The organism is Streptomyces sp. NPDC050534 (genome assembly GCF_044457745.1).
Lineage (GTDB): Bacteria > Actinomycetota > Actinomycetes > Streptomycetales > Streptomycetaceae > Streptomyces.
This window is the reverse complement of record NZ_JBITHF010000011.1, coordinates 77082-88505: the sequence shown is the minus strand read 5'-3', so window position 1 is coordinate 88505 and position 11424 is coordinate 77082. Positions and strand designations below refer to the sequence as shown.

Here is an 11424-nt window from a genome sequence, read left to right as displayed (position 1 = left end):
CCTGCTCAGTCTCTGCCATGACCGAAATGCTACCGACGGGTAGATCCAACGGCGAGGGGGGGGGGGGGGGGGGGGGGGGGGGGGGGGGGCCCGCCCCCCCCCCCCCCCCGGCCGGGATCACGTCGCCGAGCGGAACCACCGCCGCCGTCGGGACGTTTCTACGGAGACGTACGACCACGGGGGCCGTGCGGCGACGAACGGGGTGGGCGTGGCTCGGGTACTGGTCATCGGCGGAGGAATCGCGGGCACGGCGACGGCACTCGCCCTGCACAAGGCGGGGCTCGACGCCGAGGTGTACGAGGCTCATCCGGACTCGGCCGAGGACCTGGGCGCGTTCCTCACCCTCGCGAGCAACGGCATGCGCGCGCTCGCGCAGTTCGACGCCTCCGCCGCGGTCACCGCGCTGGGCTTCCCGCTGACCTCGATGCGGGTCCTCGACGGCACGGGCGCCGAACTGGCGAAGACACCCATCGGCGAGGCCGGCGACCCGCTGCTCCAGTACCGGTGCCTGCGCCGCGGCGACCTCAGCTCCGCGCTCCAGGCGGAAGCGGCGCGCCGGGGCATCGGCATCCGCCACGGTGCCCGGCTGGCCTCCGTCGTCGAGGACGCCGACGGCATCACCGCCCACTTCGCCGACGGCAGCAGGGCCACCGGCGACCTCCTGATCGGCGCCGACGGACTCGGCTCCACCGTCCGCAACGCAACTGCCACCGCCGTACAGCCCCTTTACGCGGGCCAGCAGGTCTTCTACGGCTGCACCGGCGCCGCACCCGTGCCCGCCGGCGACGCGAGCATCACCATGATCCGCGGCAGCGGTGCCGCCTTCGGCTTCGCGGTGTCGCCGGACGGGGAGACGTTCTGGTTCGCCCGGGTGTCCGGCGATCCGCTGCCCGCCGAGCGGATCGCGCACGGCACCCGGGCCGACCGGCTCGAGCTGCTCCTCCCGCTGCTGCGCAAGGACTCCACCCCGGCCGCGGACATCGTCGCCGCGACGGACGAGGACGTCCTGGTCACCAACGCCACCGAGATCCCCACCGGCAGCCCCTGGCGCGCCGGCCGCACCCTGCTCGTCGGCGACGCGGCGCACGCGGCGTCCCCCGCCACCGGCCAGGGCGCGTCGATGGCGCTCGAGGACGCGGTGGTGCTCGCCAAGTGCCTGCGCGACGCGCCGGACACCGATGCCGCCCTCGTCCGCTACGAGGAGCTGCGCCGCCCCCGCGTGGAGCACAACATCACCGTCAGCGGCAACATCTCCCGGGGCGTGCCCTCGCCGTCCCCCGCGAGCCGGGCCGCGACCCCGTCCCGCCCGGGCGAGGACGAGATCGTACGGCTGCTGGACTGGCAGTCGGACGCCTGGACCTGACGCCCCCTCAATACCGCCTCCACGCGCCTTACGGCGCGAAATCGGTGAATTCGCCCCCCGGAACACCTCGATCCTATAATCTGCACCTTCTTCACCGAAGCTTCACAGGGGGGCAGATTCACATGCGCATACGCGTACTTGCCGCAACCGCCGCCGCGGGAACTCTCGCCGTACTGGCCGCCGTTCCGGCCCACGCCACCGAGTACTCCTCGGCGCTGAAGATCAAGGGCGTCCAGTACGACGCACCCGGCAGGGACTCCAACAGCTGCTCGACCGGGAACACCAAGGACGAGTACCTGACGATCAAGAACTACTCGTCACGCACGACCGTGAACCTCAAGGGCTACGTGGTCAAGGACAAGGCCGGCAACCGGTTCACCTTCAGCCACAACCACTACCTGCAGCCCGGCGACTACGTGAAGCTCCGCGGTGGTCACGGCACCGAGTCGGACAGCAAGAACGTCGCGTACCGCAACAACTGCAACTTCATCTGGAACAACGACATGGACACGATCTACGTCTACAAGCCGTCCGGCGCGGGCGCCGACTCGCACGCCTACACCAAGGCGGCGAACGACCGTGACGGGAACGGGTACATCACGTTCCACGGGTGACGGCGCGGGAGCGGGCGAGCAGCACACGCCCGCTCGCTCCCGCGAACAGCAGCCCGGCCACCATGCAGACCAGACTCAGCGCCGGGCCGGAGGACCAGTCGACGCTCGTCGCGCGGACGGCCAGCACGACGGTGATCGTGGCCCCGGTGCCCGGCAGCGCGAGCAGGGCGGGACGGGTGCGGTCGAGGTCGTCCTCGGCCAGTGAACCGAGGACTCCGACGCCGAGGGCGAGGGCCCAAACTCCGAGGGCCTGCGCGTCGGCGCGGCCGGTGTCCCAGGGGACGAAGGCGGCCCAGAATCCGGGGCGGGTCAGCAGGCCCGCCCCGATGCCGAGCCAGGACGAACCCAGCACCGCCAGAAGGGGTTTCGACCAACCGGGCAGGGGCGCCGCGCGCACGGCGAGCGGCGCCCCTGGCGTGAGGTGCTGCCAGGCCAGCAGGGCGATGGCGGCCACGGCGAGCAGGCCCAGCGTGAACACCCAGCCCAGGCTGAACAGCACGGGCACGATGGAACCGCCCTTGGCGATGTAGAGCCCCTTCGCGTTGAGCAGGCTCACCGCGAACAGGCCGATCAGGACAACGGCCAGCGGATACAGCAGAGTTCGGGCCTCGTGCCACAGTCGGGCCCGGTTGACCGTGAACAGCGCCGGGGCCGTGCCGAGCATGGCCGCGCCGACCAGGCCCTGGCTCAGCGAGTCGGGCGAGGGCCAGGCCCCGAAGACGTGCCCGGTGAGGTTCACGAGCATCAGCACGCTCCCGACGAGGAGGCTGACGACCGCCACCGCGGTGGCCAGCATCGCCACCCCGGCCGTCAGCGGGCGGCCGTTCGCCGCGGCGGAGGCGGGAGTTGACGCGTCGGACGTGTTCGTCATGGCCTTGTCCGTTTCTGGTGGTCCGATCGGCTACGCGGCAGGGGTCGAGACACCGACGGCGGGGGCGCGCTCCGCCGGAACCGTGCGCTTGAGCACCTCACGGGCGTACATGACGCGCATGCTCACCACCGCGGTGGCGGCGAACGCCAGCATGCCGCAGCCGATGGCCACGCCTGCCGACAGCGCGGTGTGGCGGTCGAGGTCGAGGCCCCGCTGGAGCACGGGTACCGCGCCCACGGACAGCACCGGGGCCAGGCACAGGGCGGTCAGATGCAGCCGCCACTCCTCGCGGGCCCAGCCACGCCCGGCCCGGCCCGCGCGGCGGGCGCCGACGGCCATCACCGCGTAGGCGACGGCGTACGGCAGCAGGTAGGCGCCCAGCAGCCGGTGGCCCGTGGCGCCGAAGTCCAGGTAGGAGCGGACGATCCACACCAGCGCGGCGGCTCCGGCGAGATGGGCGGCGACGAGCACCGGCAGCGGGGCCCAGGACCCCGTCACGCCGAGCACCCGCGTGCGCCGGTCGAGGGTGCGCGAGGCGATCAGCGCGCCGAACACCACGATCGATCCGAGGTGCTGAACCGCCACGAGGTTGATCGCCGTCATCGGCAGCCCCGGCAGCACCCAGGGCAGGGCGCCCCACTCCAGGCGCAGCAGCGGCGCGGTCAGCAGGTAGCCGTAGCAGAGCAGCATCCAGCGCTGGTGCAGGTCCGGGTAGCCGCCGACGGCGGCCAGGACGCCGAAGGTCACGCTCAGCACGGTGCCGACCAGGATGGTGGCGAGCACGATCCAGAAGGCGGCCCCGCTGAATGCGTCCTCGGGTGCCGTGCGCGCCAGGTACAGGGCGGCGCCCGCCATCGAGGCGTACACGGTGACCGCGAAGACGACACCGAGGACGCGGTGCAGGCGGGTGCGCCCGCGGGACGCGGTGAACAGCTGCGCGGGGCCCAGGAGCATCAGCGCTCCACCGAGCACCGAGTGCACGATCATCGGCACGAGGCTGTGCCGGTACGGCCCGATCCGGGTGGCGAGCGCGTCGGCCACGTAGCGCGGCGAGACCATGCGGCCCAGCAGCCACTCACCGAAGGCGGGCGCGCCGGGGCGGGCGTAGGGCCACAGTTCGGTCATCGCGACCGGCGCGTACGCCACGCCCATGACCGTCAGGGCGACGACGGCACCCCGGCGCCGGCTGCCCTTCGTTGGACGACGCACGACGACTCCCTGCCCGGGGCGCCACTCCGATCCCCGATAGTCTCTTCTGGACTATCGAGAAGGTAGGGCCGAGCCGCCGTCGCGGTCAACGGTCCGTCGTGCGTTCGTCCCGCCGCCCCACCCACTGCCAGAAGTCGACCATCATCCGCTCGTAGCGGATACCGAACTCCAGGGCCTCGCGCTGCCCCGGCGTCAGCAGCTCGCCGACGCTCTCGGCCAGTTCCTCGTACTCCCCCAGCGTGCGGACGTGTTCGCCGAGCTGGGTCGGGGCCAGCACCTCGGGCCGGCCGCCGAACCAGAGTTTGAGGATGCCGCGCTCGCGGGCCTCCACGGGCACGAACTCCGGGTCGGCGAGCCACCGCTGAAGGGCGGTCCGGCCCTCGTCGGTCAGGCTCAGCACCCGCCGGTTGCGCCCGCTCTCCTGCCGCACCTGCGCCAGCAGGCCGGCCTGGAGGAGACGGTCGCACTGCGCGTACACCTGCGCGTGCGGCACCTGCCAGAAAGGGGCCACGGTGCGGGCCGCCTCCACCTTCACGTCGTAGGCACTCGCCTCGCCCAGCTTGTCGATGATGCCGAGCACGAGGTACGAGGACGTGGTCAACCGGGCGTCAGACATGGGGCGACCGTATCGCCCACCCTGTTCAGCGCGGAGCGAGGTCGCGCCTGGCCACCAGGGCCAGCACCACGACCAGCAGCGCGAGGGCGCCGGCCTGGACGAGCGCTCCGCCGAGGAAGGCGGTGGGGACGGGCACGCCGAGCCAGAGGTACAGCGCCGCAAGCCGTACGGCCAGGAGCAGCAGGCCGAGCGCCGCCAGTGCGGCGGCACCGCCCGAACCGGCGCTGTCCGTACGGCGGTTGCGCAGCAGCAGCCAGGCGAGGGCGCCGAGGACGAAGCCGGTGGCCGGCGCCCAGGCCGCGTCCGCCATGGCGGGCAGGAGCACGAGCGATCCGCCCATCACCACGCTGCACGCGGTGAGGACGAGGCCCGGGGTGCCGACGGGCAGCGTGGCCGGCGGGGCGTCGCGGTGGTAGGCGGCGCACAGAGCCAGGGCAGGCAGCCAGGCCAGCAGCGCGGTGGCGGCGGCGAACCAGAGGTCGGCCGCCACCACGTCGCTCACCAGCGGCCCGAACAGCGGCCACAGCGAGGGCAGGGCGGCGAGCAGGACGGCGGCGCGGGCAAGGGCCCGGCGCTCGTGCAGCAGCGCGAAGAAGCCGGCGATCCACAGCAGCGGCAGGATCCACTGGGCGACCGCGACGACGCCGAGTGTGCCGCGGCCGGTGAATCCGGACAGGAACATGTCCCACTGCCCCCTGCCGTGGGTCGACGACCAGGTCAGGCTGAGAACCCGGTCGGCCACGGTGGCGGCCGCCTGGAGGAGCACGGCGAAGAGCGCGAAGTGGCGGACGACCGAGCCGAACAGCGCGTACGGCCGGGGGGCTCCGGCGGCGGCCAGTCTGCTGCGCAGCGCGAGGGCGGCGACGCTCGCCACCTCGCCGAGGGTGGGCCTGCTCTGGTCCTGGGTGTCCCGGTCGACGTCCCACAGGTAGACCTCGACCATCTCCTCCTCCCGGGCCGAGCGGTAGTAGGCGGGGAGCAGGCGCAGCACGCTGCGGTACCGGGTTTCGAGCAGCGTCGTCATGCGAGACCTCCCGCGAGTCCGGGGTTGTCGGTGGTGGGCCGGGTCGCCGCTCCGGGTGCCCTGCGGCCCTCGGCGATCCGCTGCTTGGCGGCGCTCGCCCCGGCGGCCATGCGCTCCGCCTCCGCGTCGAGGGCGGCCGTGCCCTCACCGGTGAGCCGGTAGTAGCGCCGCAGCCGGCCCTCGTGCACCTCCTCGCGGTCCAGGACGATCAGTCCGTCCGCGGTGAGCCGGTCGAGCACGCCGTACAGGGTGCCGACGCGGAGCTGGACGGTGCCGTCGGACAGGTCCTCGACCTCCCGCAGGATCCCGTAGCCGTGCCGGGGCTGGTCGGCCAGGGCGGTGAGGACGAAGAACGCCGCCTGTGTCATGCTCCTCGATGCCATACGGCCATGATATCTCGCTTGCCGATATATAGCGTGTCGCGGAGTCACCGGGCGTGTCGGAGCGCTCACCGGACATGCCGGAGGGCTCAGGGGGTGGGCGGCACGGGGGTGGGCGGTGCCGGCCGGACTCCGGCACCGCCTGAAACGGCGCGAACAGGCCCCGCCCCGAAGCGGATGGTGGGCGGGTCCTGTTCGCGGCCGCCATTGTGGCCGCACCGCGGGCCGGGGGACCACGCGTGAACTGTCATGTCCTGGAGCAGATCGATCACACCCCGTGTGCGCCACGCACATTCCGTGTGCAGACCCCGTGTGATCTACACCGACCCGCGCGGACAATACTGGTGTCCGCACGTGCCCCCGTTCTCAGATGGACTCATGCGCATCTCCCCCAGTGTCCGACCGGCCCCGTCCCCCAACCTGTGGCTGACGCGCGGCCGCCATGAAGGAAGCGACGCCCCCGACGTCGTACGAGCGACCCTGCGACGGCTCCAGGACAGAACCGTCCTCGACGACCAGCACGAACTGCCCGGGCCCGACGGCGACGACGGCCCCGAGCGGATCTTCGAGGCACGCTGGAAGGCCGCCGGGACGGTGACCGTTCGTGCCCGGCTCACCCTCGCCCGCCCCTTCGAGGGCGGCCAGGACTGGGTGCTCGCGGCCGAGGCGGAACGCCCGTGGAACGAGGAGTGGCCCTCGCCCGCCACCATGTTCTGGCCCGACGAGCCCGGCGTCCCCTGGGACCACGAGCCCGCCACGGGACTCCGGCTCCGCGGCGCGGCCCACCTGCCCACGGAGGACAAGGAGATCCGGCGCCTGCTGCGCGGTTGTGTGCGCGGCGGATGGAGCATCAACGTCGTCGTGCATGAGGCGATGACGCCCGACGAGGCCGGCCGCCGGCCGCTGGGCCCGCTGCTGCCGCCGAGCCTGCGGCACCGCGTGCTCGAGCACCGCGCCGCGCCCGAGCAGCTGCGCATCGTCAACCGTGCCCTGCGCGAGTTCGGCGTGCAGGTGCCGCGTGGCGGGGCCGTGGTGCTGCCCACGGACCCGGCGCCGCCCGGCTACGACGCGGAGGAGTTCTCCGTACGCACCGTCTTCCTCGACGGCAAGCGGCCGACGGAGCTCGTCGACGCCCTCAGCCGCTTCGCCGCGCTGCCCCCGCCGCTGCCCGAGGGCGGCGACGAGGCCGTCCGGGAGCTGCGGGACGACTGGGACCTGATGACCCTGGAGGAGCAGCTCGACCACGAGCGCAGGCTGGTGGCGATGTACTCCGAGGCCCTGGAGGCGATGACGAAGTCGCGGGACCTGTACCGCGAGGCCGCCGAGCGCGCCCACGAGGCGCTGACCGTCCTGCGCGAGAACGGTGCCGACGTTCCCGCACAGCCACAGCCTCGGTCCGAGCCGCCCGCCCCCTCGGCGGGCTCGCCGTTCCAGCAGCTGACGCGCACGTTCGAGCGTTTCAAGGACAAGGCGCTGCGGCCGACGGCCGGCGCCGACGGCAAACCGGGGAAGGACGGCCGGCCGGAACCGGGCGACGGCTGAGCCACGGGTCGCTTCGCGAGGCGGACGTGTCAGCGGGCGCTGCCTGGATACGCGGGAAGGACGGCACCACAGGCCCGTCCCGGAAGGTCCCGACGCCATGGGCAGCAGCCAGCACCTCCAGAGCGGCCAAGGCGACAAGGGCGAGCCCCGCCACCGCTCCGACACGACCCTGCGGGTCAACGGCAAGCCGCACACCCTCGCCCTCGACCACCGGCGCGTCCTGCTGGACCTGCTCCGCGAGGACCTGGGGCTGTTCGGCGCGAAGAAGGGCTGCGACCACGGTCAGTGCGGGGCCTGCACCGTCCTGGTGGACGGACGGCGGCTCAACAGCTGTCTGCTGCTCGCGGTGACGCTGGACGGCTCGGAGGTCACGACCGTCGAGGGGCTGACCGGCGACGGCGAACGGCCGCATCCGCTTCAGCGGGCCTTCCTCGACCGCGACGCCTTCCAGTGCGGCTACTGCACACCGGGCCAGATCTGCTCGGCCGTCAGCATGCTCGCCGAGGCCGCGGCGGGCCACCCGTCCCGCGTCACCGGTCCCGGTGTCCCGTCCGGGCGGCCGGTGCCGCTGGACCGGGACGAGATCCGGGAACGCCTCAGCGGGAACCTGTGCCGCTGCGGCGCCTACCCGCACATCGTCGACGCGGTCGAGGACGTGATCCCGTGAAGCCCTTCGGCTACGTCCGCGCCGCCGGCATCGAGGACGCCTGCGCCGCCGTCGCCGCACGGCCCGGCGCCCGCTTCCTCGGCGGCGGCACCAACCTGGTCGATCTGATGAAGCTCGGCGTGGAGGAGCCCGGCACCCTGGTCGACGTCACCCGGCTCCCGCTGGACACGGTGGAGGGGCTGCCCGACGGCTCGCTGCGGGTCGGCGCCATGGTCCGCAACAGCGACCTCGCCGCCCATCCCGCCGTGCGCGACCGCTTTCCCGTGCTGTCCCAGGCCCTGCTCGCGGGCGCCTCGGCACAGCTGCGCAACGCGGCCACCACCGGCGGCAACCTGCTGCAGCGCACCCGCTGCCCCTACTTCCAGGACATCTCCAAGCCGTGCAACAAACGCGCGCCGGGCAGCGGTTGCGGGGCCCGGGACGGCGTCCACCGCGACCACGCGGTGCTCGGCCACAGTGAGCACTGCATCGCCACTCATCCGTCCGACATGGCCGTGGCCCTGGCTGCCCTCGACGCGCGGATCGAGCTGTACGGCCCCGACGGCGCGCGTGGCGTCGCGGCCGCCGACTTCCACCGGCTGCCCGGCGGCCACCCTGAGCGGGACACCGAGATACTCCCCGGCGAGCTGATCACGGGCGTGCTGCTCCCGGCGGCCGCGAGCGGGCTCCCCTCGCTGTACCGCAAGGCCCGCGACCGCGCCTCGTACGCCTTCGCGCTGGCCTCCGTCGCCGCGGTGCTGCGGGTGACGGACGGCGTCGTCGACCGGGCCGGGATCGCCTTCGGGGCGCTGGCCCACCGGCCCTGGCGGGCCCGCGTGGCCGAGGAAGCGCTGCTCGGGGCCGCGCCCACCGAAGCGGCCTTCGAGCACGCCGTGGACCTCGAACTGTCCGCCGCCCGGCCGCTGCGCGACAACGGCTACAAGGTGCCGCTCGCCCGCAATCTCGCCCTGGACGTCCTGCTCCGGCTCGCCGCACCCGCCAGGACCTGAACCGGCATTCGAGGAGAACGACATGGTCAGCACCGTCGTGGGCGCTCCGGCCGAGCGCCGGGAGGGTCTGGAGAAGGTCACGGGCGGCGCCCGCTACGCCGCCGAACACGCGGTGCCCGGCCGCGCATACGCCTGGCCGGTGCCCGCCACCGTCGCGCGGGCCACCGTGACCGCGATCGACACGGCCGCCGCACTGGAGCGGCCTGGCGTTCTGACGGTCCTCACCCATGAGAACGCCCCGCGCATCGCCGAGCCGGACGACGCCACGCTCGCCGTGCTGCAGAACCCGCGCGTGCCGCACCGCGGCTGGTTCGTCGCCCTGGTGGTGGCCGGGACCCTGGAGGACGCGCGGGCCGGTGCCGCCGCCGTCCGGGTGTCGTACGACGTGGAGGCGCACGACGTCTCGCTGAGCCCGGGACATCCGGGGGCGTACGCGCCCGAGCAGGCCAACGGAGGCCATCCCGGCAGCACCGAACACGGCGATCCCGAGGGCACGTTCGCCGCCTCGCCGGTCCGCGTCGACTGCGACTACCGGGTCCCGCCCCTGCACAACCACCCCATGGAGCCGCACTCCAGCACCGCTCAGTGGGACGGCGACCGGCTCGTGGTGCACACCTCCAGTCAGGGCTCCACCGTCGTACGGGCCACGCTGGCGGACCTGTTCCAGCTGCCCGAGGACCGCGTCACCGTCGTCGCCGAGCACGTCGGCGGGGGGTTCGGGTCCAAGGGCACGCCGCGTCCCGACGTGGTCCTCGCCGTGATGGCGGCGCGGCAGACGGGCCGGCCGGTGACGCTCGCGCTGCCGCGCCGCCATCTGCCCGCCGTCGTCGGGCACCGGGCGCCCACGTTGCACCGGGTCCGGATCGGCGCCGAGGCCGACGGCCGCATCACGTCGCTGATCCACGAGGTGACGACCCACACCTCCCACGTCAAGGAGTTCGTGGAGCAGGCGGCGGTGCCCGCACGGACCATGTACGCGGCGCCGAACCTGCGCACGGTGCACCGCGTGGCACCGCTGGACGTGCCCACGCCGTCGTGGATGCGTGCCCCGGGCGAGGCTCCCGGCATGTACGCGCTGGAGTCCGCCATGGACGAGCTGGCCTGCGAACTCGGCATGGATCCGGTGCAGTTGAGGATCGCCAACGAGCCGGACGCCGAGCCCGGGAGCGGCAAGCCGTTCAGCAGCAGGCATCTGGTGGAGTGTCTGCGCGAGGGCGCGCGCCGCTTCGACTGGCCGCACCGCGCTCCCCGCCCGGACGGGCCGCTGCGCATCGGAACGGGCGTGGCTGCCGCGACCTATCCCGTCCTCGTGCAGCCGTCCACGGCGGCGGTCCGCGCGCTGCCCGACGGCACTTTCCTCGTGCGGATCAACGCCACGGACATCGGCACGGGCGCGCGCACGGTGCTGGCGCAGATCGCGGCCGACGCCCTCGGCCGGCCCCTCGAAAAGGTCCGGATCGAGGTGGGCCGCAGCGACCTGCCCTCCGCCTCGCTGGCCGGAGGCTCGTCCGGCACGGCGTCGTGGGGCTGGGCGGTCCACGAGGCATGCACCCGGCTGACGGCCGAACTGGCCGATCATGCGGGGCCGTTGCCCGACAGCGGCCTTGAGGCCCGTGCCGACACGTCCGGAGAGGCCGACGCCGACAGCCCGTGGGCACGCCACGCGTTCGGGGCGCACTTCGCCGAGGTGGCCGTCGACACGGTGACGGGCGAGGTCCGGGTACGGCGTCTGCTGGGCGTGTTCGCGGCCGGGCACATCCTCAACGCCCGTACCGCGCGCTCCCAGTTCATCGGCGGCATGATCATGGGGCTGGGCATGGCGCTCACCGAGGGCAGCACCATGGACGCCGCGTTCGGCGACTTCACCGAGTCCGACCTGGCGTCGTACCACGTGCCCGCACACGCGGACGTGCCGGACGTCGAGGCGCACTGGATCGACGAGGACGACTCCCGTCTCAACCCGATGGGCAGCAAGGGGATCGGCGAGATCGGCATCGTCGGGACGGCCGCCGCGATCGGCAACGCCGTTCACCACGCCACCGGCGTCCGCTTCCGCGAACTGCCGCTCACGCCGGACCACTTGCTGCCCGGGCTGCGGTCCTAGGCGGCCTCTCGGCCGCCCAGGACCATGTTGTCGCTACGACCGGTT

Annotated in this window: 11 protein-coding genes; 6 read left to right on the top strand and 5 right to left on the bottom strand. The window is 73.3% G+C overall.

Annotation, left to right across the window (positions count from 1 at the left end; genetic code table 11):
* Positions 1-208 precede the first annotated feature (208 nt).
* A complete protein-coding gene (locus ACIBN2_RS32400; RefSeq protein WP_399139743.1) occupies positions 209-1363 on the top strand; it encodes an FAD-dependent oxidoreductase in 1155 nt (384 codons plus the stop codon).
* Between the two features lie 122 nt (positions 1364-1485).
* On the top strand, positions 1486-1977 hold the full coding sequence (locus ACIBN2_RS32395; RefSeq protein ID WP_399139741.1) for a lamin tail domain-containing protein: 492 nt from the start codon (positions 1486-1488) through the stop codon (positions 1975-1977).
* Here ACIBN2_RS32395 and ACIBN2_RS32390 read toward each other — a convergent pair.
* From ACIBN2_RS32390 to ACIBN2_RS32370, 5 genes are all read right to left on the bottom strand, one after another.
* Entirely contained in the window at positions 1961-2848 is an 888-nt protein-coding gene (locus ACIBN2_RS32390; protein ID WP_399139739.1) for a hypothetical protein, read from the bottom strand. The two genes, ACIBN2_RS32395 and ACIBN2_RS32390, sit on opposite strands and share 17 nt — an antisense overlap.
* 30 nt (positions 2849-2878) lie before the next feature.
* Positions 2879-4057, bottom strand: a complete 1179-nt coding sequence (locus ACIBN2_RS32385) for a DUF2306 domain-containing protein (protein WP_399139737.1) — start codon at positions 4055-4057, stop codon at positions 2879-2881.
* 85 nt (positions 4058-4142) lie between these two features.
* The gene (locus tag ACIBN2_RS32380; protein ID WP_399139736.1) at positions 4143-4673 is read right to left on the bottom strand and encodes a PadR family transcriptional regulator; all 531 of its coding nucleotides are present in this window, start codon (positions 4671-4673) and stop codon (positions 4143-4145) included.
* A 25-nt stretch (positions 4674-4698) separates the two neighbouring features.
* Positions 4699-5697 (bottom strand): hypothetical protein, encoded by a 999-nt coding sequence (locus ACIBN2_RS32375; protein ID WP_399139735.1) that lies wholly within the window; start codon positions 5695-5697, stop codon positions 4699-4701.
* Positions 5694-6065 carry a PadR family transcriptional regulator gene (locus ACIBN2_RS32370; protein WP_399140233.1) on the bottom strand — a complete coding sequence of 124 codons (372 nt, stop codon included), beginning with the start codon at positions 6063-6065 and terminating at the stop codon, positions 5694-5696. The genes ACIBN2_RS32375 and ACIBN2_RS32370 overlap by 4 nt, the downstream gene beginning before the upstream one ends.
* 390 nt (positions 6066-6455) lie before the next feature.
* Between ACIBN2_RS32370 and ACIBN2_RS32365 the strand changes: the two genes are divergently transcribed.
* From ACIBN2_RS32365 to ACIBN2_RS32350, 4 genes are all read left to right on the top strand, one after another.
* Positions 6456-7619, top strand: coding sequence for a hypothetical protein (locus ACIBN2_RS32365; RefSeq protein WP_399139733.1), 1164 nt, complete (start codon positions 6456-6458; stop codon positions 7617-7619).
* A gap of 97 nt (positions 7620-7716) precedes the next feature.
* Positions 7717-8286, top strand: a complete 570-nt coding sequence (locus ACIBN2_RS32360; protein ID WP_399139732.1) for a (2Fe-2S)-binding protein — start codon at positions 7717-7719, stop codon at positions 8284-8286.
* Positions 8283-9275, top strand: coding sequence for an FAD binding domain-containing protein (locus ACIBN2_RS32355; protein WP_399139731.1), 993 nt, complete (start codon positions 8283-8285; stop codon positions 9273-9275). Before ACIBN2_RS32360 ends, ACIBN2_RS32355 begins: the two co-directional genes overlap by 4 nt.
* A gap of 22 nt (positions 9276-9297) precedes the next feature.
* Entirely contained in the window at positions 9298-11379 is a 2082-nt protein-coding gene (locus tag ACIBN2_RS32350) for a xanthine dehydrogenase family protein molybdopterin-binding subunit (RefSeq protein WP_399139730.1), read from the top strand.
* The last annotated feature ends 45 nt before the right edge of the window (positions 11380-11424 follow it).